The sequence below is a fragment of the Pseudomonas sp. lyk4-TYG-107 genome (assembly GCF_030209055.1).
Taxonomy (GTDB): Bacteria; Pseudomonadota; Gammaproteobacteria; order Pseudomonadales; family Pseudomonadaceae; genus Aquipseudomonas; species Aquipseudomonas putida_A.
This window is the reverse complement of sequence record NZ_JARVST010000002.1, coordinates 266,498-293,419: the sequence shown is the minus strand read 5'-3', so window position 1 is coordinate 293,419 and position 26,922 is coordinate 266,498. Positions and strand designations below refer to the sequence as shown.

At 61.1% G+C, this 26,922-nt stretch carries 24 protein-coding genes and 1 pseudogene; 15 read left to right on the top strand and 10 right to left on the bottom strand.

Annotated features, from left to right (window positions below):
- The first annotated feature begins 136 nt into the window (after nucleotides 1–136).
- From QRN61_RS03090 to QRN61_RS03075, 4 genes are all read left to right on the top strand, one after another.
- Nucleotides 137–1,150: a sulfate ABC transporter substrate-binding protein gene (locus tag QRN61_RS03090; RefSeq protein WP_027611146.1), complete on the top strand. Its 1,014-nt coding sequence runs from the start codon at nucleotides 137–139 to the stop codon at nucleotides 1,148–1,150.
- A gap of 229 nt (nucleotides 1,151–1,379) precedes the next feature.
- Nucleotides 1,380–2,198: a sulfate ABC transporter permease subunit CysT gene (cysT, locus tag QRN61_RS03085; RefSeq protein WP_027611147.1), complete on the top strand. Its 819-nt coding sequence runs from the start codon at nucleotides 1,380–1,382 to the stop codon at nucleotides 2,196–2,198.
- 13 nt (nucleotides 2,199–2,211) lie between these two features.
- A complete protein-coding gene (gene cysW / locus QRN61_RS03080) occupies nucleotides 2,212–3,084 on the top strand; it encodes a sulfate ABC transporter permease subunit CysW (protein WP_003220512.1) in 873 nt (290 codons plus the stop codon).
- A gap of 3 nt (nucleotides 3,085–3,087) precedes the next feature.
- Nucleotides 3,088–4,077: a sulfate/molybdate ABC transporter ATP-binding protein gene (locus QRN61_RS03075; RefSeq protein ID WP_115988479.1), complete on the top strand. Its 990-nt coding sequence runs from the start codon at nucleotides 3,088–3,090 to the stop codon at nucleotides 4,075–4,077.
- Nucleotides 4,078–4,157: 80 nt separating this feature from the next.
- Here QRN61_RS03075 and QRN61_RS03070 read toward each other — a convergent pair whose 3' ends face one another.
- The gene (locus QRN61_RS03070) at nucleotides 4,158–4,682 is read right to left on the bottom strand and encodes an Mpo1 family 2-hydroxy fatty acid dioxygenase (protein WP_285373183.1); all 525 of its coding nucleotides are present in this window, start codon (nucleotides 4,680–4,682) and stop codon (nucleotides 4,158–4,160) included.
- 82 nt (nucleotides 4,683–4,764) lie between these two features.
- Here QRN61_RS03070 and QRN61_RS03065 point away from each other — a divergent pair, with 82 nt between their 5' ends.
- Nucleotides 4,765–5,442 carry a Crp/Fnr family transcriptional regulator gene (locus tag QRN61_RS03065; RefSeq protein WP_150369371.1) on the top strand — a complete coding sequence of 226 codons (678 nt, stop codon included), beginning with the start codon at nucleotides 4,765–4,767 and terminating at the stop codon, nucleotides 5,440–5,442.
- Nucleotides 5,443–5,568: 126 nt separating this feature from the next.
- Here QRN61_RS03065 and uraH read toward each other — a convergent pair whose 3' ends face one another.
- Nucleotides 5,569–5,979 (bottom strand): hydroxyisourate hydrolase, encoded by a 411-nt coding sequence (gene uraH / locus QRN61_RS03055; RefSeq protein WP_097086822.1) that lies wholly within the window; start codon nucleotides 5,977–5,979, stop codon nucleotides 5,569–5,571.
- An 11-nt stretch (nucleotides 5,980–5,990) separates the two neighbouring features.
- Entirely contained in the window at nucleotides 5,991–6,476 is a 486-nt protein-coding gene (locus tag QRN61_RS03050) for a GlcG/HbpS family heme-binding protein (protein ID WP_285373181.1), read from the bottom strand.
- 136 nt (nucleotides 6,477–6,612) lie between these two features.
- On the opposite strand from QRN61_RS03050, the gene QRN61_RS03045 reads away from it, so the two are divergent.
- Both QRN61_RS03045 and QRN61_RS03040 read left to right on the top strand, forming a co-directional pair.
- Complete coding sequence (locus tag QRN61_RS03045; RefSeq protein WP_095137860.1) at nucleotides 6,613–7,293, top strand: heavy metal response regulator transcription factor; 681 nt, start codon at nucleotides 6,613–6,615, stop codon at nucleotides 7,291–7,293.
- Nucleotides 7,283–8,668 carry a heavy metal sensor histidine kinase gene (locus QRN61_RS03040; RefSeq protein ID WP_285373180.1) on the top strand — a complete coding sequence of 462 codons (1,386 nt, stop codon included), beginning with the start codon at nucleotides 7,283–7,285 and terminating at the stop codon, nucleotides 8,666–8,668. Before QRN61_RS03045 ends, QRN61_RS03040 begins: the two co-directional genes overlap by 11 nt.
- Before the next feature lie 108 nt (nucleotides 8,669–8,776).
- Here the strand turns inward: QRN61_RS03040 and QRN61_RS03035 are convergent, their stop codons facing one another.
- Nucleotides 8,777–9,781 (bottom strand): AraC family transcriptional regulator, encoded by a 1,005-nt coding sequence (locus QRN61_RS03035; RefSeq protein WP_027611155.1) that lies wholly within the window; start codon nucleotides 9,779–9,781, stop codon nucleotides 8,777–8,779.
- A 100-nt stretch (nucleotides 9,782–9,881) separates the two neighbouring features.
- Here QRN61_RS03035 and QRN61_RS03030 point away from each other — a divergent pair, with 100 nt between their 5' ends.
- The gene (locus tag QRN61_RS03030; protein ID WP_285373179.1) at nucleotides 9,882–10,955 is read left to right on the top strand and encodes a fatty acid desaturase; all 1,074 of its coding nucleotides are present in this window, start codon (nucleotides 9,882–9,884) and stop codon (nucleotides 10,953–10,955) included.
- A gap of 112 nt (nucleotides 10,956–11,067) precedes the next feature.
- Here QRN61_RS03030 and QRN61_RS03025 read toward each other — a convergent pair whose 3' ends face one another.
- The 3 genes from QRN61_RS03025 to QRN61_RS03015 are packed head-to-tail and all read right to left on the bottom strand — an operon-like array spanning nucleotide 11,068 to nucleotide 15,102.
- Nucleotides 11,068–12,678, bottom strand: coding sequence for an arylsulfatase (locus QRN61_RS03025; RefSeq protein ID WP_285373178.1), 1,611 nt, complete (start codon nucleotides 12,676–12,678; stop codon nucleotides 11,068–11,070).
- 13 nt (nucleotides 12,679–12,691) lie between these two features.
- Nucleotides 12,692–13,507, bottom strand: a complete 816-nt coding sequence (locus QRN61_RS03020; RefSeq protein WP_096796901.1) for an ABC transporter ATP-binding protein — start codon at nucleotides 13,505–13,507, stop codon at nucleotides 12,692–12,694.
- Entirely contained in the window at nucleotides 13,504–15,102 is a 1,599-nt protein-coding gene (locus QRN61_RS03015; RefSeq protein ID WP_247268423.1) for an ABC transporter permease, read from the bottom strand. The genes QRN61_RS03020 and QRN61_RS03015 overlap by 4 nt, the downstream gene beginning before the upstream one ends.
- A 408-nt stretch (nucleotides 15,103–15,510) precedes the next feature.
- On the opposite strand from QRN61_RS03015, the pseudogene QRN61_RS03010 reads away from it, so the two are divergent.
- A pseudogene (locus QRN61_RS03010) lies at nucleotides 15,511–16,535 on the top strand (ABC transporter substrate-binding protein).
- A 122-nt stretch (nucleotides 16,536–16,657) separates the two neighbouring features.
- Here QRN61_RS03010 and QRN61_RS03005 read toward each other — a convergent pair.
- A complete protein-coding gene (locus QRN61_RS03005; protein WP_045122247.1) occupies nucleotides 16,658–17,578 on the bottom strand; it encodes a LysR family transcriptional regulator in 921 nt (306 codons plus the stop codon).
- A gap of 181 nt (nucleotides 17,579–17,759) precedes the next feature.
- Between QRN61_RS03005 and QRN61_RS03000 the strand changes: the two genes are divergently transcribed.
- Complete coding sequence (locus tag QRN61_RS03000) at nucleotides 17,760–18,680, top strand: TauD/TfdA dioxygenase family protein (protein WP_285373176.1); 921 nt, start codon at nucleotides 17,760–17,762, stop codon at nucleotides 18,678–18,680.
- A 110-nt stretch (nucleotides 18,681–18,790) separates the two neighbouring features.
- On the opposite strand, the gene QRN61_RS02995 is transcribed toward QRN61_RS03000, so the two are convergent.
- A complete protein-coding gene (locus tag QRN61_RS02995) occupies nucleotides 18,791–20,407 on the bottom strand; it encodes an alkaline phosphatase family protein (protein WP_285373175.1) in 1,617 nt (538 codons plus the stop codon).
- A gap of 215 nt (nucleotides 20,408–20,622) precedes the next feature.
- Nucleotides 20,623–21,567, bottom strand: coding sequence for a LysR family transcriptional regulator (locus QRN61_RS02990; protein WP_285373173.1), 945 nt, complete (start codon nucleotides 21,565–21,567; stop codon nucleotides 20,623–20,625).
- A 165-nt stretch (nucleotides 21,568–21,732) separates the two neighbouring features.
- Between QRN61_RS02990 and QRN61_RS02985 the strand changes: the two genes are divergently transcribed.
- The 5 genes from QRN61_RS02985 (at nucleotide 21,733) to QRN61_RS02965 (ending at nucleotide 26,848) form a co-directional block, all read left to right on the top strand.
- The gene (locus QRN61_RS02985; RefSeq protein ID WP_285373172.1) at nucleotides 21,733–24,093 is read left to right on the top strand and encodes a TonB-dependent receptor; all 2,361 of its coding nucleotides are present in this window, start codon (nucleotides 21,733–21,735) and stop codon (nucleotides 24,091–24,093) included.
- A 23-nt stretch (nucleotides 24,094–24,116) separates the two neighbouring features.
- Entirely contained in the window at nucleotides 24,117–25,460 is a 1,344-nt protein-coding gene (locus QRN61_RS02980) for an aryl-sulfate sulfotransferase (protein ID WP_285373171.1), read from the top strand.
- Between the two features lie 189 nt (nucleotides 25,461–25,649).
- Nucleotides 25,650–25,976 (top strand): hypothetical protein, encoded by a 327-nt coding sequence (locus QRN61_RS02975; protein ID WP_096797777.1) that lies wholly within the window; start codon nucleotides 25,650–25,652, stop codon nucleotides 25,974–25,976.
- Between the two features lie 162 nt (nucleotides 25,977–26,138).
- Complete coding sequence (locus QRN61_RS02970; protein WP_007963450.1) at nucleotides 26,139–26,462, top strand: hypothetical protein; 324 nt, start codon at nucleotides 26,139–26,141, stop codon at nucleotides 26,460–26,462.
- Between the two features lie 50 nt (nucleotides 26,463–26,512).
- The gene (locus QRN61_RS02965; RefSeq protein WP_285373170.1) at nucleotides 26,513–26,848 is read left to right on the top strand and encodes a hypothetical protein; all 336 of its coding nucleotides are present in this window, start codon (nucleotides 26,513–26,515) and stop codon (nucleotides 26,846–26,848) included.
- Nucleotides 26,849–26,922: the final 74 nt, after the last annotated feature.

The following is a 26,922-nucleotide window of genomic DNA, read 5'->3' as shown; positions in this document are numbered from 1 at the left end:
AAAGATCGCAGCCTGCGCCAGCTTTTGCAGGGGGCTGTGCGCAAGCGCTGGCGCAGGCGGCGATCTTTGAATGAGCAACCCGATTCCAGCAACACATAAGAAAAAGCCACCACCAAGAATTCCAGGAGCTTTCACCATGTCGTCGATTCGCCGTTACGCTTTGGCCGCGCTGGCCAGTGCTGTGTTTGCCGGTTCCGCGGTTGCCAAGGATTACGAACTGCTCAATGTGTCGTACGACCCGACGCGCGAGCTGTATCAGGACTACAACGCCGAATTCATCAAGTTCTGGCAGAAGGATCATGCCGGCGACACCGTGAAAATCCAGCAATCCCACGGCGGTTCGGGCAAGCAGGGCCGTGCGGTGATCGACGGTCTGCGTGCCGACGTCGTGACCCTGGCCCTGGCCGGCGACATCGACGAAATCGCCAAGCTCGGCAAGACCCTGCCGGCCGACTGGCAGAAGCGTCTGCCGGACGCCAGCACCCCGTACACCTCGACCATCGTGTTCCTGGTGCGCAAGGGCAACCCGAAAGGCATCAAGGACTGGGGCGACCTGGTCAAGAACGACGTCTCGGTGATCACCCCGAACCCGAAAACCTCCGGTGGTGCACGCTGGAACTTTCTCGCCGCGTGGGCCTATGGCCTGAAAGCCAACGGCGGCAGCGAAGAAAAAGCCAAAGAATACGTACAGACCCTGTTCAAGCACGTGCCTGTGCTGGACACCGGCGCTCGTGGCTCGACCATCACCTTCGTCAACAACGGTCAGGGTGACGTGTTGCTGGCCTGGGAAAACGAAGCGTTCCTGGCGTTGAAAGAAGACGGCGGCGCTGACAAGTTCGACATCGTCGTGCCGTCGCTGTCGATCCTTGCCGAACCACCGGTGGCGGTGGTCGACAAGAACGCCGAGAAGAAGGGTAACGAGCAGATCGCCGAAGCCTACTTGAAGCACCTGTACAGCCCGGCCGGTCAGGAGATCGCCGCGAAGAACTTCTACCGCCCGCGCGACAAGGACGTGGCGGCGAAGTACGCCCAGCAGTTCCCGAAACTGGAGCTGGTGACCATCGACAAGGACTTCGGCGGTTGGAAATCCGCCCAGCCGAAATTCTTCAACGACGGTGGCGTGTTCGACCAGATCTATCAGGCGCAGTAATCTGAATCAAAATGAGCCTGAAGTTCAGGCACTTGAGATGTGGGAGTGAGCTTTTGTGGTGAGGGGATTCATCCCCGATGGGTTGCGCAGCAGCCCCAATGCCGACCTTTGCGGTGGATCAAATCTACCGCGAGCTCTGGTTTTGGGGCAGCTACGCTGCCCATCGGGGATAAATCCCCTCACCACAGGGCTCGCTCCCACATTGATGCGTTTTTAACCAAGGACTTTTATGTCGCGTCGTATCTCCCCCGTCATACCCGGCTTCGGGCTGACGCTGGGCTACACCTTGGTGTACCTCAGCCTGATTGTGCTTATCCCGCTGGCGGCGATGTTCGTCCACGCCGCCCAACTCACCTGGGATCAGTTCTGGACGATCATCACCGCGCCACGCGTGCTGGCAGCGTTGAAGCTGAGCTTCGGCACCGCGCTGTGTGCGGCGATCATCAACGGCATCATCGGTACGCTATTGGCCTGGGTGCTGGTGCGCTACACGTTCCCGGGACGCAAGGTGATCGACGCGATGATCGACCTGCCGTTCGCCCTGCCGACGGCGGTGGCCGGTATTGCCCTGACCGCGCTGTACACCCCGACCGGCCTGGTCGGCCAGTTTGCCGCCGACCTTGGGTTCAAGATCGCCTACACCCCGTTGGGCATCACCCTCGCCCTGACTTTCGTGACCCTGCCGTTCGTGGTACGCACGGTGCAACCGGTGCTGGCTGACATTCCCCGTGAAGTCGAAGAAGCCGCCGCCTGCCTTGGCGCGAAACCGTTGCAGGTGTTTCGCCATATCCTCCTGCCAGCGCTGTTGCCCGCCTGGCTGACCGGTTTTGCCCTGGCGTTCGCCCGCGGTGTCGGTGAGTACGGCTCGGTGATTTTCATCGCCGGCAACATGCCGATGAAAACCGAGATCCTGCCGCTGCTGATCATGGTCAAACTCGACCAGTACGATTACACCGGCGCCACTTCCATCGGCGTGCTGATGCTGGTGGTTTCCTTCGTCCTGTTGCTGCTGATCAACTTGCTGCAGCGGCGCATCGAAACCCCATAAGGAGGCGCGAACCATGTCCCAATCGTCTATTGCGGCCGCGTCCTCGGCCAACGCTGCACGCCGTGGCAGTGCTACTTCACGGCGCGTGCTGATCGGTCTCGGCTGGCTGATTTTTTTCCTGTTTCTGGTACTGCCGCTGTTCATCGTGGTGTCGCAAGGTTTGAAGAACGGCCTCGGCGCGTTCTTCACCGCGATCTTTGAACCGGACGCCTTGTCGGCGCTGAAACTCACGGTGATCGCCGTGCTGATCTCGGTGCCGCTGAACCTGGTGTTCGGGGTCAGTGCCGCGTGGTGCGTGAGCAAGTATTCGTTCCGTGGCAAGAGCATGCTGGTGACGCTGATCGACCTGCCGTTCTCGGTGTCGCCGGTGATCGCCGGTCTGGTCTACGTGCTGATGTTCGGCGCTCAGGGCCTGTTCGGGCCTTGGCTGCAGGATCATGACATCCAGATCGTCTTCGCCCTGCCGGGCATCGTCCTGGCGACGATCTTCGTCACCGTGCCATTCGTGGCCCGCGAGTTGATCCCGCTGATGCAGGAACAAGGCACGCAGGAAGAGGAAGCCGCGCGGCTGCTCGGCGCCAATGGCTGGCAGATGTTCTGGCATGTCACCGTCCCCAACATCAAATGGGGCCTGATCTATGGCGTGGTGCTGTGTACCGCGCGGGCCATGGGTGAGTTCGGTGCGGTGTCGGTGGTCTCCGGGCACATTCGCGGGGTGACCAACACCTTGCCGCTGCATGTCGAGATCCTCTACAACGAATACAACCACGTGGCCGCGTTCGCCGTGGCGAGCCTGTTGCTGATCCTGGCGCTCTTCATCCTGCTGCTCAAGCAGTGGAGCGAAAACCGTATCAACCGCCTGCGCGCCAGCGCCGCGGAGGAATAATTCATGTCGATCGAAGTGCGTAACGTCAGCAAGAATTTCAATGCGTTCAAGGCGCTGGACAACATCAGCCTGGACATCCACAGCGGTGAACTGGTGGCGCTGCTTGGCCCGTCCGGTTGTGGCAAGACCACGCTGCTGCGGATCATCGCCGGCCTGGAAACCCCGGATCAGGGCAACATCGTGTTTCACGGCGAAGACGTCTCCGGCCACGACGTGCGTGATCGCAACGTCGGTTTCGTGTTCCAGCACTACGCGCTGTTCCGGCACATGACGGTATTCGACAACGTCGCGTTCGGCCTGCGCATGAAACCGAAAAACCAGCGCCCGAGTGAAAGCCAGATCGCGACCAAGGTCCACGAACTGCTGAACATGGTGCAGCTGGACTGGCTGTCGGATCGCTACCCGGAGCAATTATCCGGCGGCCAGCGTCAGCGTATCGCCCTGGCCCGTGCCTTGGCGGTGGAACCGAAAGTGCTGCTGCTCGACGAGCCGTTCGGCGCTCTCGACGCCAAGGTGCGTAAAGAACTGCGCCGCTGGCTCGCACGCCTGCACGAAGACATCAACCTGACCTCGGTGTTCGTGACCCACGACCAGGAAGAAGCGATGGAAGTCGCCGACCGCATCGTGGTGATGAACAAGGGCGTGATCGAGCAGATCGGCTCACCGGGCGACGTCTACGAAAACCCGGCCAGCGATTTCGTTTATCACTTCCTCGGCGACTCCAACCGCTTGCTGCTCAGCGATGACAACCACGTGCTGTTCCGTCCGCACGAAGTGTCGTTGTCCAGACATGAGCTGGAAGATCACCATGCCGCTGAAGTACGTGATATTCGCCCATTGGGCGCGACCACGCGGGTGACGTTGAAGGTGGAAGGGCAGACCGATCTGATCGAGGCCGAAGTGGTGAAGGATCACGACAGCCTGATCGGACTGGCCAAGGGTGAAACCCTGTTCTTCAAGCCGAAGGTCTGGCAGAAAGTCGCCAGCCTTTAAGAGCAAAAGCTTCGCGAGCAGGCTCGCTCCCACAGGGAAATACATTCCATTGTGGGAGCGAGCCTGCTCGCGAAAGCGCTCTACACAGCCGCACGATTCGGATTGACCCGCACCACCCCCGCCCGCGCCTCGATCTGCTCTTTCAACTCATGGCGCATGCCGAGCAGGAACGCCACTTCGGCCACGACAAACAGCGGCCCGACAATCAGCCCGCTCACGTCATCGACGAACGCCGGTTTGCGCCCCTCATAGTGGTGCCCGACAAACTGGATCACCCAGCCAATCACAAACATCGCCAGCCCGCTGCTCAGCCAGACCATGGTGCTCTGCTGCGCCAGCGCATGCCCGGCCCAGACCGACAGGCCCATCAACAGGCTCATCAGCACGCCGAGCTTCAGTTCCAGGCGCAGGTAAAACCACGCCGACGCCAGCGCCAGCAGCACCGCCGGAGAGATCCACAAACCGCCCAGTGACCATTCTGGTCGCGACAGCAACACCGCCACCGCCACCACGATCAGCGGAATGCCGATAAAGTGGCTGGCGATGTTGCGCGGGTCGCGGTGGTAGGCGGCGTATTGACTGAGATGGTCGACGAGGCTTTTCATTGTTGTTCCTCCTGTAGGGTGCGTGCAGCATGCCTCGGGTTCGGCGTTCGCTCTGTCAGGCAGGCGACAATTGGGAGTGATCATGGATAAGCGTTCACGGCTGCTGACCGGGCAATGGTTCAGTCATCTGCCGGCATCCTTTCAGGATAGTCTGCTGGCGGCGGCCCGGGAGCGGCGGCTGACGGCGGGGCAGCGTTTATTCCAGCGCGGCGATGCGCCGTGCGGGTTGTATGCGGTGCTCGACGGGGCGATCCGGATCGGGGCGGTGAGCGAGCAGGGCAAGGAGGCGTTGCTGAGCCTGGTGGAGGCGCCGCACTGGTTCGGCGAAATCTGCCTGTTCGACGGCCAGCCACGCACTCATGATGCGTATGCGGTCGGGCCGTGCAGCCTGCTGAATATCCCGCAGGCCACGCTGCTGAAAATCCTCGACGAACAGCCGGTGTACTGGCGCCATCTGGCATTGCTGATGAGCCACAAACTGCGCCTGACCTTTATCAATCTCGAACAGTTGAGCCTGCTGCCGGCCCCGGCACGCCTGGCGCATCGCTTGCTGATGATCGCCGAGGGCTACGGTGAAATCGATGCGCCACGCCGGGTCCTGCAATTGCCCCAGGAGCAGCTGGCGTCGATGCTGTCGCTGTCACGGCAGACCACCAACCAGATCCTCAAGGATTTGCAGGGGCAGGGGATTATCGGGTTGGGGTATGGCGAGATCGAGATTCTCGATGCCGAGCGATTGCGCGCGCTGGCCACAATTTGACGGGCACCTGAGATCCCCTGTGGGAGCGAGCCTGCTCGCGAAAGCGGTGGGTCATTCAACGGTGATGTCGAGTGAACCGACGCCTTCGCGAGCAGGCTCGCTCCCACATTTTTGATCTGTGTTGATTCAGGAGCCGCGATAGGTCGAGAAACCATAAGGGCTGAGCAGCAACGGGATGTGGTAGTGCTGGTCAGTCTGCTTCACTTGGAAAATCACCGGAATCTCCGGGAAAAACGTCTCGCGCTTGTTCTTCTCGAAATACTCGCCGGTCTTGAACACCACCCGGTATTCGCCTGCCTCGAAAGGCTGTTTGGCCGGGAACAGTTCGGCGATGCGTCCCTGCTCGTTGGTGGTGCCTTGGGCCAGTGGCTGCCAGTTCTGGCCGACGTGTTTTTCCAGGGTCACGTTGACGCCCGGCGAGGGCAGGCCGTTTTCCAGGTTGAGCACGTGCACGCTCAGCGGGTTGCCGGCGGCCAGCGCCAGGCTGGAGAAGGCACTCAGGCCGAGTGCGGCGAAGGTCATGCGCAGGGTAGTCATGGTCAGTCTCCTTATTGGGAACGGGTGAAGGTCAGGCCGGCGTTTTCGGCGGCCTTGATCGCACAGTTTTCGTCCTGCTCGCCGCCGCCGGAACCGGCCACGCCCATGGCGCCGACCAGTTCATCAGCGGCGAACAACGGAATCCCGCCGCCGAGCAACAGCAGCTCATCGAGGGTGTTGAGGTTGGCGGTTTCCGGATTGCTGCGGGCGCGTTCGGCGAACAGCCGGGTCGGGGTTTTCGTCGACAGCGCGGTGTAGGCCTTGCGCTGGCTGGCAGCGGTGTTGTGCGGGCCGACGCCGTCGCCGCGCAGGGTCACCAGCAAGTTGCCGCCACGGTCGAGCACCGATACCGTGGCGGTGCAATTGCTCAACGCGGTGTCGGCCAGCAGGCGTGCGGTTTTCAGATCGAGGTCAGCGTGGCGCGGCAGTTCAGGGGCGGCGAAAACACTGACGCTGAGGCCGAGGGCAAGGCTGGCTGCAAGGTATTTGACGGTCATGAACAGGCTCCGAAAGCGAAGGACATCACCTTAGCCGCCGCTCTTCGTCAGAACCCCGTCAGTCGGATTACAAGTTTGTAATGGGCAATCGGGCCGAAGGCGCCTAGCCTGTGTGCCTGATCAATCGAGGTGTGCCATGCGTTTGCTGGTCGTAGAAGATGAAGCCAAAACCGCGAATTTCCTGGCAAAGGGCCTGGGCGAATCGGGATTTGCCGTGGACGTGGCGCTCAATGGCCTCGACGGGCGCTATTTCGTCGAGCAGCAGGAATACGACCTGATCATCCTCGACGTGATGCTGCCGGGCCTCAATGGCTGGCAACTGCTGCAACTGATCCGCCAGCGCGGCGCCACCCCGGTGCTGTTCCTCACCGCCAAGGACGCCATCGAAGACCGCGTGCGCGGCCTCGAACTGGGTGCCGATGATTACCTGCTCAAACCCTTCGCCTTTGCCGAATTGCTCGCGCGAGTGCGCACGCTGTTGCGGCGTGGGCCGCTGCGCGAGGCCGAGTCCTACAGCATCGCCGATCTGGAAATCGACGTGCTGCGGCGTCGGGTCAGTCGCGGCGGTCAGCGCATTGCCCTGACCAACAAGGAATTTGCCTTGCTGCAATTGCTCGCCAGCCGTCAGGGCGAAGTGCTGTCGCGCACGCTGATCGCCTCGCAGGTGTGGAACCTGAATTTCGACAGCGACACCAACATGGTCGAAGTTGCAGTGCGCCGCTTGCGGGCCAAGGTCGATGATCCGTACATGCCGAAACTGATCCACACCGTGCGCGGGGTCGGCTATCAGCTGGAGGCGCCCGACGATGCGGTCTAGGTCGATCGCCTGGCGTCTGGCGCTGGCGTTCGCCGTGGTTTGCGCGTTGGTGTTGAGTGCGATTGGTGTGTTTCTCTACCGCTCGCTCGACTCGGAGATCGCCTACCGCGACGACCTCGCGTTGCTCGGCCGTCTGGAGCAGGTGCGTGCCTTGCTCGCCGACAGTGACAGCCTCGGCGCCTTGCAGGCGCGGCCACGTCTCTATCAGAACATGCTCGGTAACCTCGACAGCCTGCTGTTGGTGCGGCGCGCCGATGGCTCGAACGTGATTGCGATCAACCCGCGCCAGCGCGACCTACCGCCATTGAACGCAATCGCACGCGAGCAAACGCCGCAGCGTCGCGACGTGCTGACCTGGCAGGCGCCGGACGGTGCCGAGCTGGCGCTGTTGTCCGGTGAAGCCCAAGGGCCGAACGGCGAACCGCTGACAGTGATCGCGGGCAAGGTACTGACTGAACGTGAACAGATGCTCGCCAGTTATCGCTTGCGCCTGTACCTGGCCGTCGGGCTTGGCGCGTTGCTGGCGTTCGCGCTGGGCCTGGTTTTGCTGCGCCGTGGTTTGCAACCGTTGCGCCAGTTAAGCGCGGCGGTGCGCGGCATTGATCTGCGCAGCCTAGACCAGCGTCTGCCCGCCAGTGGCACCCCCGCCGAACTGCTCGAACCGGTGCAGGCGCTCAACGGCATGCTCGCGCGGCTGGACGACAGCGTGCAGCGGCTGTCGCAGTTTTCTGCCGATCTGGCGCACGAGATCCGCACCCCGCTGCACACCTTGCTCGCCAGCAACGGCCAGGCGCTGAATCACCCGCGCAGCACGGCGGAGTATCAGGAGCTGCTGGCGTCGAACATGGAAGAGTTCGAACGCCTCAAACGCATGGCCGAGAACCTGATGTTTCTCGCCCGCGCCGAGCAGGCTGAACGCGCGCTCGACTTGCAAACGCTGGATCTGCACAGCGTCGGCAGCGAGCTGTGCGATTACTTCGAGGCCCTGGCCGATGATCGCCAGTTGCGCCTGGAAAACCTGCTGCACGGCGAACTGTTGGCCGATCAGCAACTGCTGCAACGTGCCCTGGGTAATCTGCTGGCCAACGCGGTGCGTCACGCCGATGAAGGCACACTGATCAGCCTGCGCCGCCACGATGAGCCGGGCGTGTGCTGGTTACAGGTACACAACCACGGCCCGGTGATCGCGCCTGAACATCTGGGCAAACTGTTCGACCGCTTCTATCGCGTCGACCCTTCACGGGCGCAGCCTGGGGATTCCGGTGGGTTGGGGCTGGCGATTGTGCAGTCGATCATGCAGTTGCATGGCGGGCGGGTGCGGGTGAGCAGTGATGCGGAGGGCACGGTATTTGGGCTGGGTTTTGTGGTGAATTGAAGGACGCCTTCGCGAGCAGGCTCGCTCCCACATGTGAAACGCATTCCAAATGTGGGAGCGAGCCTGCTCGCGAAGACGTCGGAACTGACGACCCAACCCTGGGGTCAGTCAGCGCAACCCGTCGCGAAACTGCCCCGGCGTCATTCCCGTCCAGCGCTTGAACGCGCGGCTGAAGCTGCTGGTGTCGGCAAACCCCAGCAGGTAACTGACTTCACTCAACGAACACTGCGGATCGCGCAGGTGCAGCAGCGCGAGGTTTTCGCGGCTCTCGTTGAGCAGCGTGTCGAAGCGACAGCCCTCATCCGCCAAGTGCCGTTGCAGGCTGCGCAGGCTCAGGTGCAACGCCTGGGCGATGCGTTCGGCGCTAGGTTCGCCTTCGGGCAGTTGCTCTTCGATAGCGTCGCGCACCTTGCGCTCCCAGGTCAGCGGCTGGAGCTGGGCCAGGGTGCGCTTGAGCACCGCTTCGTTGTGTTCGGCCAGTTCCGGGTTGGCGTCGTCGAGGTGGCTGTCGAAGTCGGCGAGGGCAAACTCCAGGCGATCTTCGGCGCAGGAGAAATGCACCGGAGCGCGGAACACCTTGTGCCACTGATGCGCATCGGACGGTTCCGGTCGGCGCAGGTACACCGCCAGCGGCGCGTAATCGCGACCGAGGCGATTACGGCAGGTGCGTACGTAGATCGCGGCAAACGCGTCGATGGCTTCGAAGGCCGGCGCCGGATTGCCTGACGGAATTTTCAGACGAAACAGATAGCGGTCATCGCTGCGGCTCAACTCCAGTTCCAGCGCATCGCTGACCACCGGGTGATAACGCACGATGCGTTCGAACACTTCGCGCAGACTGCCGCTGGCCACCAGCGCATAACCCAGCGCATGGAACGTGGTCGGGCTAACGAAGCGCGACACTCGCAGGCCGATCGCCGGATCCCCGCTGAACTGCACTGCCAGTTGCCACAGGCGCGTGGTGCCGGACAACGGATAACGCGCGTTCGGGTCGTCCATCAACTGCGGATCGAGTCCGGCCTGTTGGCACAGGCCGAGACTGTCCAGCCCCAGCGCATCGAGTTGCTTGCGCAAGGCACGGGTCCAGCTGGCGAGCGAGGTCGGTTCCTTCATGCTGATTGGCGCTTCCGGTCAACAGGTTGGCGTTCACGGCTACCATCAATAAAGCGTTCGCAGGGCAGGATGCGAACATCAATAACCAGAGGATGGAAGCATGGACCGTACTTCTGCAAGTCCCCAGCGACACAATGCTGCTCAGCGATCAGCGCATATTCGCGAAGTGGTGCTGGCCAAGGGCGTCGAGTTGCGTCAGCGCTATCCGATTTTGCAACACCAGGACGCCCTCGGCGCGGGGATTCTGGCCTTCGCCCTGGCCGGGATGATCGGTTCGGCGACGCTGTACATCACGGGTCACATGGCATGGTGGGTGTGCCTGCTGCTGAATGCGTTTTTCGCGTCCTTGACCCACGAGCTGGAGCACGACCTGATCCACAGCATGTATTTTCGCAAGCAGCGTGTGCCGCACAATTTGATGATGGGCCTGGTCTGGCTGGCGCGGCCGAGCACGATCAACCCGTGGATCCGCCGCCATCTGCACCTCAATCACCACAAGGTCTCCGGCACCGAAACCGACATGGAAGAACGCGCGATCACCAACGGCGAACCGTGGGGTTTTGCGCGGTTGCTGATGGTCGGTGACAACGTGATGTCGGCGTTCATCCGCATGCTGCGGGCCAAGACCTGGGCGCACAAATTCAACATCATCAAACGTACCCTGAAGGTTTACGCGCCGCTGGCGCTGGTGCATTGGGGCGCGTGGTATGTGTTTCTCGGTTTTCATGCGGCGAATGGCATCGCCTACCTCATGGGTTCGCCGATTGAATGGTCGGCGACCACGCTGTCGGTGATGCAGGTGATCGATATCGCGGCAGTGGTGATCATCGGTCCGAACGTGCTGCGCACCTTTTGCCTGCACTTCATCAGCTCGAACATGCATTACTACGGCGACATCGAGGCGGGCAACGTGCTGCAGCAATGCCAGGTGTTGAACCCGTGGTGGTTGTGGCCGTTGCAGGCGTTCTGCTTCAACTTCGGCAGCAGCCACGGGATTCATCATTTTGTGGTGAAAGAACCGTTTTACATCCGGCAGATGACCGTGCCGGTGGCGCATAAGGTGATGCGTGAGATGGGCGTGCGGTTCAATGATTTCGGCACGTTTGGGCGGGCGAACCGGTTTGTTCGCAGGGATGAATTGGTGCCGGAAGAGGTGCGCACTGCCCGGGCTTGATGGGTGAGTGTGAAGGCCTATTCGCGAGCAGGCTCGCTCCCACACTGGATCGTATTCGCAAATCCAGTTTGTGGGAGCGAGCCTGCTCGCGAAAGCGATCTATCAGGCAACCTCAATCCGGCTGAAACGGCGAAGCACTCAGAATCACCCCGGTCTCCTCCACATATTTCTGCCAATGCCCAATCAAGGTGCTGAGCTTGTCCGGCTGACTCGACGCCAGATCATGAATTTCCCCCGGATCGCTGCTCAGGTCATACAGCTGCCAGGTCGCCGGCCCCACCGGCCCGGGGATCCACACGGCTTTCCACGACCCTTGGCGAATCGCCCGGCGGCCAAACAATTCCCAACCGGTGACGGTGTGCTCGTCATGCACCTGCGCCGTCTCGCCGGACAAAAAGCCCAGCCATGATTTACCGCGCAGCGACGCCACCGGTTTGCCGTGCCATTGCTTGCCCGGATGACGCACGCCGGCCAGATCGAGAATGGTCGGGGTGATGTCCATCACCGTGCCAAAGCCGTGGCTGATCTGCCCTTTGATCGGCAGTTGCGGATAGTGCAGCAGCGCCGGTACGCGAATCCCGCCTTCGGTGGTGAACGCCTTGAACAGCCGTGACGGCGCGGTCGCCACCTGCGCCCAGCTCGGCCCGTACCAGACATAGGAATTGGCACGACCGATGTTGTCGAGGCTGTTGTCGTAATGCTGATTGAGGTAGGTCAGCAGTTCCGGGCCGAACTTGGGAAACGCCTCCAGCAGTGCGCCCTCGGCACCGTTGTCGGACATGAACAGGATGAAGGTGTTATCGAGTTGGCCCTGCTGGCGCAGGTAATCGACCACCCGGCCGATGTTCCAGTCCATGCGCTCGACCATGGCCGCGTAGACCTCCATGGCCCGCGCGGAAATCTGCCGTTGCTCATCACTCAGCGCGTCCCATTGCGCATTCAGTTGAATCAGTGGATGCGGCTCGACATCCGGCTCGATGAGGCCCAGCGCCTTGAGTTTTTCCAGGCGCTCCAGACGCAAGACTTCGGGCCCGGCGTCGTAACGGCCACGGTATTTTTCGACTACCTCGGCCGGTGCCTGCAATGGCCAGTGTGGTGCGGAGAAGGGCAGGTAGGCGAAGAATGGCCGGCTCTGATCGCGCTCCTTGAGGTACTGCAGCAGCTTGTCGCCGAAGGCATCCGACGAGTAGAAATCCTTGGGTAATTTGTCGATAAAGGTGTCGTCTTCGATGTACAGCGCCGGAGTCGATTTCAGCAGGCCAGGGGTGTGTTCATCGTAGGTCGGCTCGAAACCATAGTGGTTGGCCGCACCCGGCAGCAACGAAAACGAACGCTCGAAACCGCGGGCCTGCGGCGCCAGTTCAGCAGTCAGGCCGAGGTGCCATTTGCCGCTCATCAAGGTTTGATAACCGGCCTCGCGCAGCAGCTCGGGCAGGGCCACAACGCGGTCGTTGAGATAGCCTTCGTAACCCGGTTTGCCGATCAACTCCGGGGTCAGCGCTTCGGCCATGGTGCCGATGCCGGCGATGTGGTGGTCGGTGCCGGTCAGCAGCATCGAGCGGGTTGGCGAGCAGGTCGGCGCGGTGTGGAAATCGGTCAGGCGCAGGCCGTTATTGGCCAGGGCATCGAGGTTCGGCGTGGCGATTTCGCCACCGAAGGCGCCGATGTCGGAAAAGCCGAGATCGTCGGCCAGAATCACCAGAAAGTTGGGGCGTTGCGGCATCGAAAAGCTCCTCTCAGCAGGCAATGAACGACAGCGGCAGATCGCGGATCTGGACCGGCAGGCTCGGTTGGTAATGGTCGTCACTGGTCAGTTCGTGCAGCAGCTCTTCGCGCAACTGATGGAAGTCGAAACTGCTGCGCTGACGCGGGTGCGGCAAGGCGATGTCGACCACTTGCTTGATCCGTCCCGGACGCGGCTCCATCACCACCACGCGATCGGCGAGAAAGATCGCTTCTTCGACGTCGTGGGTGACGAGGATCGTGGTGATTTTCGCCCGGTCGCGGATCGCCAGCAGCTCGTCCTGCATTTGCTGACGGGTCAACGCATCGAGCGCGCCGAACGGTTCGTCGAGCAGCAGAATCCGTGGGCTGGCGACCAGTCCGCGAGCAATCGCCACGCGCTGGGCCATGCCGCCGGAGAGCTGGTGCGGATAGGCGCGGGTGAAATCGCGCAGGCCGACCAGATCGATGAAATCGTTGATGCGCTGCTGCTTTTCGGCGGTGCTCAGCGGCTCGTTGACCAGGCCCAGACCGATGTTGTCGGCCACGGTCAGCCACGGGAACAGCCGATGCTCCTGAAACACGATGCCGCGCTCGCCGCCGATGCCGTTGACGGCTTTGCCATCGACGCTGATCTGCCCGCGAAACTGCGTATCCAGACCCACCAGCAAACGCAGCAAGGTGGATTTGCCGCAACCGCTGGACCCGACGATGGCGACAAATTCGCCCTCGGCGATGTCGAGGTTGAATTCGCGAATCGCCTCCAGTTCGAAACCGTCAACGTCGAAGGATTTGCCTACATGGGTGAAGCTGACAATCGGTGCGTTCATGCGTGTCTCCAGCGAGTAGCGCGAATTTCCAGGCGTTGGCCGATGAGGTTGAGCAGGGCGCCGGTGAGGCCGACCAGCAGCATCCCGGCCATGATCAGGTCCATGCGCAGCAGTTGTTGGGCGCCGATCATCTGGCTGCCGATGCCGCCGTTGGACGGCATGAAATATTCGGCGCCGATGGTGCCGAGCCAGGCGTAGATCAGACTCAGGCGCAGCCCGGCGAAAATCCCCGGCGCCGCACCCGGCAGCACCAGACGACGCAGGCGCTGGCCGAGGCTCAGGCGCAGCACCTGCGCGGCTTCGTTGAGTTGTGGCGAGAGGTTGGCGACGCTGCGCTGGGTGGCGATGAACAGCGGGAAAAACGCGGCGAGGGCGACGAACACCCACTTCGCCAATTCACCCAATCCGAACCACGCGGTGAGCAGCGGCACCCAGGCGAAAATCGCGATCTGGCGAATGGCGGCGAGAGTCGGGCCGAGCAGCCGTTCGCTGGTGCGCGACAGACCCAGCAACAGGCCGAGGGCGAAACCGAGTCCGCCGCCCAGCAGCAACCCGCCAAGGGTACGACCGAGGCTCAAGGCCATGCCGCTGATCAGCGTGCCGTCGAGCAGACCGTTCCTGGTCGTTTCCAGTACCGCCAGCGGGCTGACCAGGATGTTCGCATCGACCCACTGCTGATCGCTCGCCACTTGCCAGACGCCAATCAGGCTCAGGGGCAACAGCCACGGTTGCAGCCTCTGCCAGCCTTGATAGTGCGGGCCACGGCGGATTTCCGCAGTCGCCGGGTGCGGCCAGTGCACCAGTTTGCGGTCGAGAAAACCGATGCCGCGATCCATCGCTACACCGAGCACACCGATGACCACGATGCACACGAACACGATGTCGAGCATGAACAGTTGCCGTGCCCAGACCATCAGGTAGCCGATGCCTTCGCTGGACGCCAACAGCTCCACCGCCAGCAATGAAGTCCAGCCGGCGGCCAGGGCCAGACGCACGCCGGCCATGAATGCCGGCAGTGCGGCAGGCAGCACCAGACGCCGGATCAGCAAGTACGACGGCAGGCGCAATACGGCGGCAGCTTCGCGCAGTTTCGGTTGCGCATCACGAACGCCGACCAGGGTGTGCAGGGTCACCGGCACCACGATGGCCTTGATCAGCACCACCAGTTTCAGCACTTCGCCGATGCCGAAAAACACCATGAACAGCGGAATCCACGCCAGCGTCGGTACCTGTGCCAGACCGGCGAACGTCGGGAAGACCAGGCGTTCGAGGCGACGGCTGAAGCCCAGCGCGGCACCCAGCAGCGCACCAGCTGAGATCCCTGCCAGCAAGCCCCAGAGCAGACGTTGCAGGCTGATCCACAAATGACTCCACAACTCGCCCTGGGACAGCTCGATGGCGCTGTTCCACACCAGCGATGGCGCCGGCAGGATCTGCTCGCTCATCCATTGATTGCGTGCGGCCAGCCACCACAGAGCGAACAGGCTGATCGGCAACAGCCATGGCAACAGACGTTGGTTGAGGCTCGGCCACGCGCGCCGGCTTTTCAGAGGTGGCGCGGGCAGCGGCAGGCTGAGCAGGGAATCACGGGCCATGGGTGACCTCCGTTGTCGGGTTGCATGGCGAACCGCTGTGCCTGTGTGGGAGTGGGCTTGCTCACGAAGACGGAGTGTCAGGCACCGATGATGGTGAATGACACGGCCTCTGCGCGAGCAAGCCCGCTCCCACAATTGGCTAGCGGTGTATGCAAAATCGATCTATAAAAATTCAAATCAATTCTATTGAGAGATAAGCCAGACCATTTAAGGCTTGCAGCGCGACGCGCATCCAATGCATTCGAAGAATATTTTCGATGCTGTTAATGCATACGCCGCTGCAGCCCGCGTGATTTCACGCTTAGCGCTAAAGGCTATAAAAATGTGAATTTATAGTATTTAAGCGAAGGTCATGCTTCGGCCTACTTTCGGCTCCTCAACGCCTGTCGTGATCTAGGAGCCGTACCCATGAACCGTCCCTTCAAACGAGTCTTCAGTCTGTTTGCCATTCCGGCACTGGCGGGCCTGCTGGCGTTTAACGCGCAGGCTGACGAACTCAAGGAAATCAGGATCGCCGTGCCTGACCTGAGCGCCGGCACCCAGCACAGCGGCGGCGGTGTGGTGGACGTGCTGCGTGACCAGCAGATCTTCGAAAAAGCCTTCGCCGATCAGGGCATCAAGATTCAGTGGAGCTTCTTCAAGGGTGCCGGGCCGGTGATCAACGAAGCGTTTGCCAATGGTCAGGTCGATCTGGCATATCTGGGCGACCTTGCGGCGACCTTGCGGCGATCATCGGCAAGTCCAATGGCCTCGACACGCGTTTGCTCAGCGCCAGTGCGCGTGGGGTGAAACAGTATCTGGGCGTGGTGCCGGGGTCGGGGATCAAGACACTGCAGGATCTGAAGGGCAAGCGCGTGGCGATCTTCCGTGGCACCGCCACGCAGCTGTCGTTTGATGCGGCGCTGGCCAGTCAGGGCTTGAGCGAGAAGGATCTGAAAGTGATCAATCTCGACTTCAGCGGGGCGGTCGCGGCATTGGCGGCGAAACAGATTGACGCGTCGTGGGGCAGTTCAGGGCTGACGGCGCTGCAAGCCAAGGGGCTGGCGGAATTGCCGCTCAATACCAAGGATCTGGGTGGCGCCGGCAGTGTGCAGTCAGTGCTGGTCGGCACCGGCAAGTTTGTCGACGGGCACCCGGAGGTCGTGGCCAAACTGCTGAAGGCGCAGCAGCAGGCGGTGGAGTGGCTGACCCAGGACAGCAACAAGGACGCTTATGTGCAACTGGTGTCGGGGCTGGCGAGTTATCCACCGGTGATCCTGACCCAGGACCTTCAGGATCAGAAACTCAGCGAAGTGTTCCCGTCGACGCTGGACCCGGTGTTCCTCGGCAAGTTGCAGGACTCGGTAGACCTGGCGGCGCAGCAGAAGCTGATTCGCAAACCGTTCAAGGTCAGTGATTGGGTGGCGCCTGAACTGGCGGCGGCAAAGCTCTGAATCTCCAGTGTCTGGACGGGCCTTTTCGCGAGCAAGCCCGCTCCCACAAGGATCTTCAGTGAACACAGATTTTGTATTCACAACGATCCCCTGTGGGAGCGGGCTTGCTCGCGAAGGCGTCCTCAAACCGCGACGCTGACCTCCTGTTTATCCACCGCCACCAGCGTCTCGATCATCGCTCTCGCTGCCGGCGACAAGCGAAATCCTGTGCGACTGACAATCCCGCAGCGCGCGTTCATGCTCTCCAGATTCTGCGGCAGGTTGCGCCAGTGCAGCAGCGCCAGCGAACCCTGAGCAATGTCCTCGTAAAACGCCTCTTCCGTACCGATGCCGATGGCATTCGATTGCAGCACCACTTTCACCAGCGCCGGGAAATGCTCGGTCTCGATGGTCGGCGAAAAGTCGATCCGGCCGCTGAGGTTCGCCAGCAGTTTGCGAATCCCCGGCGGGATCAATGTGGTCGCCAGCGGGTAGTCGAACATGTCGTTGGTCGACAGGCTCTCCTTGGCCAGCAGCGGGTGCCCGGGCCGGCAGAAAAACACCCCGCGCTTGGGCGTCAGGGCTTGGGTCTGAAAATTCGGATCGGCTTCGAAATGACGGATGTCGGCGATGAAGAATTCGATCTCTTCACGGCTCAGCGCACGGCTGAGTTTTTCCCAGTTATCCACCTGAAAACAGGTGCGCACTTTCGGGTGCGCGTTGATGAATTGCGCCACCGCATCCGGCACCAGTTTCACCGCCGGGGCCGGGCCGCAGCCGAAGTGCAGTTCCCCGGCATCGAGCTTGGTCATCTGCGTCACTTCCGCGCTGAGCAGCGCCGCGCCTTGCACCAGGGTCAGGGCGTGTTGCAGCACCACCTGGCCTTCGGGTGTCGGGCGCAGATCCTTGTTGCCGCGATCCACCAGCACGCAGCCGAACTCTTGCTCCAGCCCTTGAATGCTGCGGCTGAACGCCGGTTGAGTGATGCCCATCGCGTCTGCCGCACGGACAAAACTGCGGTGTTCGTTGAGGGCGATGAAGTAGCGCAACTGGCGGAGATCCATATGCTTTTCCGGCATCCTAAAAATAGCTCGAAGGCATTTGCGACGAGGGTTGCTTGAGGTTTTAAATGCAAGCTCTTATTCCGTCAACGAAGCATGTGAATATCTATTAGATGTAAATGGAATATAGATAGAGCGATGTTTCGCTGCCGCCTAACCGCAAGCAGTCGATGAGGGTCTACCCATGAGCAATGCCGCACTCGCTGTAAAACCTGCTGTCCACGCGCTGGAAATCCATCCGGTGGCCGGCCGTATCGGCGCCGAGATTCGTGGCGTGCACTTGTCCGGTGAGCTAGACGCCGCCACGGTCGAAGCCATTCAGCAGGCGCTGATCCAGTACAAGGTGGTGTTCTTTCGCGAGCAGACTCAGCTCGACGATCAGCGCCAGGAAGCCTTCGCCCATCTGCTCGGCGAGCCGGTGGCGCATCCGACCGTACCGGTGCGTGAAGGCACGCGTTATCTGCTGGAGCTGGACGGGGCCGAGGGCCAGCGCGCCAACTCCTGGCACACTGACGTGACCTTCGTCGACGCCTACCCGAAAGCCTCGATCCTGCGCTCGGTGGTGGCGCCGGCCTTCGGTGGCGACACCCTGTGGGCCAACACCGCGACCGCCTACAACGAACTGCCGAGCGAACTGCGCGAGCTGGCGGACAAACTGGTCGCCGTACATAGCAACGAATACGACTACGCCGGGGCCAAGCCGGACGTGTCGGCGGAGAAGTTGGAGCGCTATCGCAAGGTCTTCACCTCGACCGTCTACGAGACCGAGCATCCGGTGGTGCGTGTGCATCCGATCAGCGGCGAGAAAAGTTTGTTGCTGGGGCACTTCGTCAAACGCATCAAGGGTTATTCGCAAGCCGATTCGGCGCACCTGTTCGGCCTGTTGCAGAGCCATGTGATCCGTCAGGAAAACACCGTGCGCTGGCGCTGGAAGGCCGGTGATGTGGCGATCTGGGATAACCGTTCGACTCAGCATTATGCGATTGATGATTACGGCACTCAGGATCGTATCGTGCGGCGGGTGACGCTCAAGGGGGAAGTGCCGGTTGGGGTGAACGGGCAGCGTAGTCAGACGATTAAAGGTGCCGAGCTCGTCGGCGTCTGATCGGGCCTCTTCGCGAGCAAGCCCGCTCCCACAGTGGAGGTGTGTTGAACACGATGGATGTGAACAACATATGGCCCTGTGGGAGCGAGCCTGCTCGCGAAGCTTTTAATTCACCAAACGCCAATCTGCACGACCTTCTCGGTCTCCGGCTCGCCATAGCGAAACCGCTGTCCACGCAAATCAATCTCCTGATGACTGATCGTGGTCCGCCGCTTCAAGCCGCGTACCCACTCGAACAGATATCCCGCATGCTCCTCGCGCACTGCAGCGTAATCAGGATCATCACCCAGATCGCGCAACTCCTGCGGATCATTCAGCAGATCAAACAGTTGCGGCCGGAAGCCGTCGTACGCCAGGTATTTCCAGCGCTCGCTGCGCACCATGGTCATGCGGCAACGGTCGATCGGCTGGCCAAGTCGCTCGCGTGCCGGGGCCTGAAAGGCGTAGTCGTATTCGCTGATGGCGTAGCGGCGCCAGTCGGGATTTTCCCCGTGCAACAGCGGGATCAGCGAGTGTCCTTCCAGCCGATGCTCGGCGCCCGGCAGGCCCAGTGCCTGGAGAAAAGACGGCAAGGCATCAATGGTTTCCGCCAGCCGCTCATCCACCGTGCCCCGGGTGATGTCCGCCGCCGTGCGCGGGTCGCGCACGATCAATGGCACGCCCACTGCCTGTTCCAGCAAAAACTCCTTCTCGCCCAGCCAGTGGTCGCCGAGAAAGTCGCCGTGATCGCTGGTGAACACGATCAAGGTGTCATCCCAACGACCGTTGCTCTGCAGAAAATCGAACAGCCGCCCGAGCTGATCATCCACTTGCTTGATCAGGCCCATGTAGGTGGGGATTACATTCAATCGTACTGAATCACGGGAGAAGTTGAGGCTTTCCTCATGCTGGCGAAACGCCGCGTATACGGGGTGTTTGCTCGCTTCGGAGGGCGTCGCGCGGACCGGTTCGAGAATCGATTTCGTACTGTACAGGGCGTGGTATGGCGACGGTACGATGTAGGGCCAGTGCGGTTTGATGTAGGAGAGGTGTAAACACCAGGATTTCTCACCTTGCTCGGTGATGAAGTCGATGGCTCGATTTGTAGTGTAGACAGTCTCTGAGAACTGCTCGGGAATTCGCGCTGGCAAATGCGCATGACGCATGTGCCAGCCGCTGAGGATTTCGCCGTTCTCGCCTTCGGCGGCGTTGGCCCAGTCGTGCCAGGGGTTGCGCCCGGCGAAGCCCTGCTCGCGCAGGTAATGGGTGTAGGGCGCGGACTCGCGTTTGTCGTCGAACAGCGGGTCGTCGGGGAAGATTCCGTCGTGGCGGAAGTACGGCTCGAAACCGACCTCGTTGAGCACTTCGGCCTGCGCGCTGTCCGGGTTGATCGCCAGACGCTGCAGGGCGTCGACATTGGCCGTGGCGTGGGTCTTGCCGACCAGCGCGGTGCGGATGCCGTGGGGGCGCAGGTAATCACCGATCGTCAGTTCTTCCAGCGGCAACGGCACGGCGTTCCACGCGACCTGATGGCTGCTGACGTAGCGCCCGGTGTAGGCCGACATCCGCGACGGGCCGCAGATCGTGCCCTGGGTGTAGGCACGGCTGAAGCGCACGCCGGCGGCGGCCAGGCGATCGATGTTCGGCGTGTGCAGATGCGGATGGCCGTAGCAGGACAGGTAATCGCGGCGCAGCTGATCGCACATGATGTACAGCACATTGCGCACAGGGTTTTGCGGGTTGGACATGGGGTTCACCGGTCAGAAAGACAGGCGAGGGTTGTCGCTTTCGGCGGGGGTGTTCGGCAAGTGCATTTGGGGAATGGGTTTTATGCGGGGATTGCATTGGCGCCTGTAACGGCCTCTTCGCGAGCAGGCTCGCTCCCACAGTGGATTGTGGTGAGCGCAGAATTTGTGATCGACGCTAACTCTGTGGGAGCGAGCCTGCTCGCGAAGGCGGTGGATCAGACTGCAAAATTCTCCAGCGAACACACCTCCTCATCCACCGCATCAATCGCCTTGATCTGCTCAATCATCGCCTCGGCCAGCGGCGACAAGCGATACCCCGCCCGACTGACAATCCCGTAGCGGGTGTACAGCTCTTCCAGATCATCCGCCAGGCCGTCGATCCGCAAACACACCAGCTCACCCTTGGCCTGATGCAGCGCGTCGGAATACGCCCCGACAATGCCGATCGCATCCGAACGCAGCACCACGCTGAGCAGGCTCGAGCTGTTTTCGCATTCGACATTGGGGGTGAAATCCGGGCGGCCGCTGAGGTCGACGATGACCTTGCGCAGGTTCGGCGGACGAATGCTCACCGCCAGTGGATAGCTCATCAATTGCTCGGCTGTGACCCGTTCAAGAGCGGCCAGCGGATGCCCGGCACGGCAACAGAAATGCCATTTGCGCGGCCGCAAGCGGTACGTCAGGTAATCCGGATCGGCCTCGAAGTGTCGAGTGTCGGCGACGAAGAACTCGAACTCCTCACTGAGCAGGCGTTTGCTCAGGCTCTGCCAGTCATCGACCTGAAATTGCACCCGCGCTTTCGGGTAGCGCCCGATGAACGCGCCGATCGCGCGCGGGATCAATCCGGCCGCCGGCGCCGGGCCGCAACCGAAGCGCAGCTCGCCCGCCTCCAGCCCATTGAATTGACTGATCTCGTTGGCCATCTGCTGCGCGCCGCTGACCAGTCGTCGTGCATGTTCGAGCAGCACCTGGCCCTGCTTGGTCGGCGGCAGATCCTTGCGCCCGCGATCGACCAACTGACAGCCGACGCTGTGTTCCAGCGCCTGAATGCTGCGGCTGAACGCCGACTGCGACAGGTTCACCGCCTGCGCGCCGGCGACGAAGCTGCGTTGTTCGGCGAGGGCGATGAAGTGACGAAGTTGGCGCAAGTCGATATGCATTCTTCACATAAAAAATATCCGGGAAATGCATTGGATATGCATTAGGTCGACTCCTTATAAAGGCAATCTCTTATGCAGTAAATATTTGTAAATCCATAAATAAATAACCGAAAAGAATATGCAGCGCTGAAGATGTCTGTGTGTTTTTTGACCAGGAGCCGCGCCATGAGTCCGTTGAACCTTGCGTCACCCTTAACGCCACGACGGCTCAAACGCCTGCCTCTGGCCTTGTTGCTGGCGGGGAGTGCCAGCTGGACTCACAGCTACGCCGCCGAGGCCGAAGCCCTGCCACCGGCGCCGGCCGGCAAACCCGCGGCCAACAGCTCGCAGCTGGAAACCGTGACCGTCACCACCCGCCGTCGCGAGGAAAGTTCGCAAGATGTGCCGACGCCGATGAGCGTGGTCAGCGGCCAGACCCTGGAGACGCAGCGCGTCTACCGCATCCAGGATCTTCAGCAACTGGTGCCGAGCGTCAACGTCGCCTACATGCACGCGCGCCAGTCCAGCGTGTCGATTCGTGGACTGGGCAACAACCCGGCGAGCGACGGCCTGGAAGGCAGCGTCGGTCTGTACATCGATAACGTGTATCTGGGCCGTCCGGGGATGGCGGTGTTCGACCTGATGGACATCGAACAGCTCGAAGTCCTGCGCGGGCCACAGGGCACACTATTCGGCAAGAACACCACCGCCGGGGTGATCAACATCAGCACCCGCGCGCCGACCTTCACCCCTGAGCGCAGCATCGAAACCTCGTTCGGCGAGGACGGCTACTTCCAGACCAAGGGCACCATTTCCGGGCCGCTCAACGATGAACTGGCCGGGCGCTTTTCGGCCTATCGAACCCGCAGCGACGGCGACATCAAGAACGAATACAACGGTCATGAGCTGAACGGTGGCTCGCGCGATGGCTTCCGTGCGCAGTTGCTGTTCAAGCCCAACGAAGATTTCAATCTGCGCTGGATCGGCGATTACAACGAAGAGGACTCCAGCGCCGGCACCCGCGTGCTGTACAACACCGGACCGACCATCAACGGCGTCAACCTCTACCAATCGCGGGCCAATGCCGCCGGCGCGACGCTGGTCAACGGCTCGCACCGCAAGGTCAATCTGGACAACGATCAGCACGTCACCGTGCATCAGGGTGGCACGTCGGTGGAGGCCAACTGGACGCTGCCGAGCGATTTCACCCTGACCTCGATCAGCTCCTATCGCTTCTGGAATTTCACCCCGGCCAACGACGACGGTCTCAACGTTGCGGCGACTTACAACGCCGGGGTTTCGGTCGAAGACAAACAGTACTCGCAGGAATTCCGCCTGGCCTCGCCCAAGGGCGAGTTCTTCGATTACGTGGTGGGCGCGTACTACTTCGGCTCGGATCTGGACAACAAATCCTTCGCCTATTACGGCCCGCAGGCCGACATCTGGAACGGCACGCCACGCGGTGCCCTGGCCAACGTCGGCAGCGTCGGCAACGGCCACATCAAGACCGACAGTTTCGCCCTGTTCGCCCAAGGCACCTGGCACCTCACCGAGCGCCTGGACTTCACCGCCGGGGTGCGTGGCACCTATGAAGAGAAGAACGCCTGGGTCACCCGCGATGCGCCGGTCGGTGGCGCCACTGTCACCGGTGCAGCGGCCACGGCACGCCGCGGACGTACTGGCGCCTACGATTCCGGCGATCTGAATCAGTACAGCTCAAGCCCCTCCGGATTGCTCAACCTCAGCTATCGCTTCACCGATGATCTGCTCGGTTACGCCACGCTGTCCCACGGCGAAAAATCCGGTGGGGTGAACCTCGCAGTGGGTTCGGCGCCAACCGCTGGCGCCGACTCGCTGCTGATCGGCACCGAGCGCGCCAACAACGCCGAACTCGGTTTCAAAAGCACCCTGTGGGATCGGCGTCTGCAACTCAACGCCAACGTTTTCTGGACTCAGGTCAACGCTTACCAGACCAACGCCTACGACGACGTCAACCGCGTGCAATACCTGACTAACGCCGGTTCCGTGCGCTCGCGCGGCGTCGAATTCGAAAGCACGGTGATCCCGTTGCGCGGCCTGACGCTGAACTTCAACGGCTCGTACAACGACGTCAGCTACCTCTCGTACAAAGATGCGCCATGCCCGCCGGAAGTCAGCCAGGCACCGGGCGCACCGGCGTCCTGCGATCTCAGCGGCCATCAAGTGGTCGGCGCGTCGAAATGGATCGGCAATGCCAATGGCGAATACAAATGGAATCTGGCCAACGGCTTCGAACCCTACGTCACCGCCAGCTACGCGTTCCGTTCGAAAGCGGTGGGCACGGTCGAGGATTCCGACTACGGGCAGATCCCGAGCTACGCGGTGGTCAACCTGTCCACCGGTCTGCGCGGCGATTTCAATCAGGGCCAGTGGGACGTTTCGCTGTGGCTGAAAAACGCCTTCGACAAGACCTACTACACGACCCTGTGGACCGGCGGCAACGGCGGTTATGAAGGCTTGCTCGGCACGCCGCGCACCCTCGGCGTTACCGGTCGCTACGACTTCTGATCTGTCATTCAAGGAGCTGCATCATGTTGCCAGGCAAAACCGCTTTAGCCCTGTTGTTATCCGGCGCAGCGTTGAGTACCTCGGTGTTCGCCGCACCCAGCGTGTACCCGACCGGCGTCACCCGCTACGACCCGAACAAGGCGTTCAACCAATACGTGATTTTCAGTGGTGCCGACAAGCAGACGCACCTGATCGACATGAACGGCAACGAGGTGAAAACCTGGCCGCAGGCGGGGTTTCCGTCGGCGATCATTGACCCGCAACTGGTCGGCGGCGAGCGCGGGCATGTGCTGTTGCAACTGAGCGACAAGGATCCGGGCAAGCTCGGCTCCGCCGGTAACGGTCTGGGCAATCAGAGCGTCGGCGAGCTGGACTGGAACGGCAAAGTGGTTTGGCAGTGGGGCGACAAGGCCCCCGGTGGCGCGGCGCAACAACACCATGATCAGCGACGCCTGAGCAACGGCAATACCGTGGTGCTGGCGAACAAGGTGCACCAAGTCAAAGGCTTCAAAGTGCCCGAGGTGATCGACGATGCGATCTACGAAGTCAGCCCCGACGGGCAGGTGAAATGGCAGTGGCTGGCCTCGGAACACCTGAACGAATTCGGCTTCACCCCGGAGCAACTGAAGCTGGTGCGCGCCAGCGACAACCCGGATTACCTGCACATCAACAACCTCAGCGTGGTCGGGCCGAACAAGTGGTTCGATGCCGGGGACAAGCGCTTCAATCCAGATAACCTGTTGCTCGATTCACGCAACGCCAACTTCATCGCGATCATCGACAAACACAGCGGCAAAGTGGTCTGGCGCCTCGGCCCGAACCTGCCGCTGATCAACCCGAAAACCGCACAGAAACTGCCGCGTCCGGTGGATCAATTTGTCGGCCAGCACGACGCGCACATCATCCCTGCCGGGCTGCCCGGTGCGGGCAACCTGCTGGTGTTCGACAACCAGGGTTCGGCGGGGTATCCGAACGTCACCCTCGGGCTGATTTCCGGCTCGCGAGTGCTGGAAATCGACCCGCAGAAAAATGAAATCGTCTGGCAGTACAGCGCGGCTAATTCGAAGCAGCCGGGGTGGGCGTTCTATAGCTCGTTCATCAGCAGCGCGCGACGTTTGCCCAACGGCAATACGCTGATCGACGAAGGCATGAACGGGCGCTTTTTCCAGGTCACGGCCGGCGGCGAAAACGTCTGGGAATACGTCAGTCCTTATCTGGGTAAAGCACCGGGCAGCGACGCGATCAGCAACTGGGTCTATCGGGCGTTGCCCGTGAGTTACGACTGGGTGCCGAAGGGTACGCCGCGCTCCGAGACCGCCGTGATTGCCCCGACATCGGCAGTGCAGCAGACCAGTGCCAGTCGTTAGTTGAAAAGGAATTAATGCTCGAATGAATGGCGATAAGTTATGTGCGGTTTGAATAGTGCTTATTGCAATTTCGTTGAAAAGTGGCGTGGACAATAAGTGAATGGCCAACCATCCTGAGTGTCGTGAGTTTCCAGGAGGGAACTTGCTCTCATCGGAAGACACTTATCCAACGATAAAGGAAATCACGTTATGTCGAGCATTAATGGAACTTATGTAAACGCTAACGCTGGCGCCAAACTGACGATTACCGATGGCAACGACTCCAACGGCACCTTCAGCGGCAAGTTGAACCAGAACGGCGTGAACTACGACATCGCTTACGGGCATTACCATTTCCAGAACAGCACCGGGCAGCCTACGATCATCACCTTCGCGGCTCTGAATGACGGCACGGGTTATCAATCCTGGGCGCTGTTCTCGCCGGATCACACCTATTCGAAAGTTCGGGCGGCGGGTTCGCGCACCAACTTTGATGGTGATGTTGTTAGTCTGGCTGGAGAGTTTGTTAAACAGTAATTTTGTGTCACAAAAAAGCCGTCATGCTATTGAGCCTGGCGGCTTTTTTCTTACATGAAATAAGTCATTTTCATGTTGGTTGTGTTTCCTGTGGATGACAGCGTTTTCTGGCGTCTGATTCTAAGCTCGAGGTGAACTCAATCATTCGAGCAGGACGCTTACATGCAAAACGCGCTTTATTCCAACACCCTCGATGGGCCCTCTCTGACCATTGTCGATTCCGATGACCGCACCGGGGTCTTCGGCGGCACGTTGCATCACCAAGGCATCAACTACGGCATTGTCAGTGGCCGTTATGCAAGCCTCAACGGCTACCAGCCGCCAACCGTGGTCACGCTGATTGCCAATAACCAGGATCACGGTTATTTCGCCCTGACCCTGTTCTCGCCAAGTCGCGGCACTCATGAACTGCAGGGGCACTGCGTGCGCGTTACCTATGACGGCGTGGTCAGCAGCCTGCCGGGCGACTTCGTTCGCCACGCATGAGGCGCAGCCAGCGCCAGATTTCTTCGCAAACACAAGCAAGGATGCTGCACATGTCCACGATCAATGGCGTTTATCGTCATGAACCTTCAGATACAACCTTGACCCTGACCGAGGGCGATGACCGCACCGGCAGTTTCACCGGCACGTTGTCCGTGTCCGGCACCGATTACCCGATCGCATTTGGCAATTTTCATTTCAGGCATGGCTTTTCAACAGGCCCGGTCGCTATCTCTTTCAATACGCTGACGGCCGATGGCACGGCGCATGCCTGGGTGATGTTCTCGCCCGATCAGGCCTACACACGCTTGCGGGCAATGGGCAGCGCGGCGGACATGATGGGCAACACCGGGTTGAATGGCCTGGAATTCATCCGGAAAAACCGCTGAAGAAGCGCGAAATGAGCGGGTTTCGCATGCCTTCGCCGAATAATTTTCATGCTTGAAAAGCATTGTAAATTCAG

Bases quoted from the DNA above. Each gene is read 5' to 3' on its own strand.
- QRN61_RS03090 (WP_027611146.1), top strand. From the start codon at position 137: ATGTCGTCGATTCGCCGTTACGCTTTGGCCGCGCTGGCCAGTGCTGTG.
- cysT (WP_027611147.1), top strand. From the start codon at position 1,380: ATGTCGCGTCGTATCTCCCCCGTCATACCCGGCTTCGGGCTGACGCTG.
- cysW (WP_003220512.1), top strand. From the start codon at position 2,212: ATGTCCCAATCGTCTATTGCGGCCGCGTCCTCGGCCAACGCTGCACGC.
- QRN61_RS03075 (WP_115988479.1), top strand. From the start codon at position 3,088: ATGTCGATCGAAGTGCGTAACGTCAGCAAGAATTTCAATGCGTTCAAG.
- QRN61_RS03070 (WP_285373183.1), bottom strand. From the start codon at position 4,682: ATGAAAAGCCTCGTCGACCATCTCAGTCAATACGCCGCCTACCACCGC.
- QRN61_RS03065 (WP_150369371.1), top strand. From the start codon at position 4,765: ATGGATAAGCGTTCACGGCTGCTGACCGGGCAATGGTTCAGTCATCTG.
- uraH (WP_097086822.1), bottom strand. From the start codon at position 5,979: ATGACTACCCTGCGCATGACCTTCGCCGCACTCGGCCTGAGTGCCTTC.
- QRN61_RS03050 (WP_285373181.1), bottom strand. From the start codon at position 6,476: ATGACCGTCAAATACCTTGCAGCCAGCCTTGCCCTCGGCCTCAGCGTC.
- QRN61_RS03045 (WP_095137860.1), top strand. From the start codon at position 6,613: ATGCGTTTGCTGGTCGTAGAAGATGAAGCCAAAACCGCGAATTTCCTG.
- QRN61_RS03040 (WP_285373180.1), top strand. From the start codon at position 7,283: ATGCGGTCTAGGTCGATCGCCTGGCGTCTGGCGCTGGCGTTCGCCGTG.
- QRN61_RS03035 (WP_027611155.1), bottom strand. From the start codon at position 9,781: ATGAAGGAACCGACCTCGCTCGCCAGCTGGACCCGTGCCTTGCGCAAG.
- QRN61_RS03030 (WP_285373179.1), top strand. From the start codon at position 9,882: ATGGACCGTACTTCTGCAAGTCCCCAGCGACACAATGCTGCTCAGCGA.
- QRN61_RS03025 (WP_285373178.1), bottom strand. From the start codon at position 12,678: ATGCCGCAACGCCCCAACTTTCTGGTGATTCTGGCCGACGATCTCGGC.
- QRN61_RS03020 (WP_096796901.1), bottom strand. From the start codon at position 13,507: ATGAACGCACCGATTGTCAGCTTCACCCATGTAGGCAAATCCTTCGAC.
- QRN61_RS03015 (WP_247268423.1), bottom strand. From the start codon at position 15,102: ATGGCCCGTGATTCCCTGCTCAGCCTGCCGCTGCCCGCGCCACCTCTG.
- QRN61_RS03005 (WP_045122247.1), bottom strand. From the start codon at position 17,578: ATGGATCTCCGCCAGTTGCGCTACTTCATCGCCCTCAACGAACACCGC.
- QRN61_RS03000 (WP_285373176.1), top strand. From the start codon at position 17,760: ATGAGCAATGCCGCACTCGCTGTAAAACCTGCTGTCCACGCGCTGGAA.
- QRN61_RS02995 (WP_285373175.1), bottom strand. From the start codon at position 20,407: ATGTCCAACCCGCAAAACCCTGTGCGCAATGTGCTGTACATCATGTGC.
- QRN61_RS02990 (WP_285373173.1), bottom strand. From the start codon at position 21,567: ATGCATATCGACTTGCGCCAACTTCGTCACTTCATCGCCCTCGCCGAA.
- QRN61_RS02985 (WP_285373172.1), top strand. From the start codon at position 21,733: ATGAGTCCGTTGAACCTTGCGTCACCCTTAACGCCACGACGGCTCAAA.
- QRN61_RS02980 (WP_285373171.1), top strand. From the start codon at position 24,117: ATGTTGCCAGGCAAAACCGCTTTAGCCCTGTTGTTATCCGGCGCAGCG.
- QRN61_RS02975 (WP_096797777.1), top strand. From the start codon at position 25,650: ATGTCGAGCATTAATGGAACTTATGTAAACGCTAACGCTGGCGCCAAA.
- QRN61_RS02970 (WP_007963450.1), top strand. From the start codon at position 26,139: ATGCAAAACGCGCTTTATTCCAACACCCTCGATGGGCCCTCTCTGACC.
- QRN61_RS02965 (WP_285373170.1), top strand. From the start codon at position 26,513: ATGTCCACGATCAATGGCGTTTATCGTCATGAACCTTCAGATACAACC.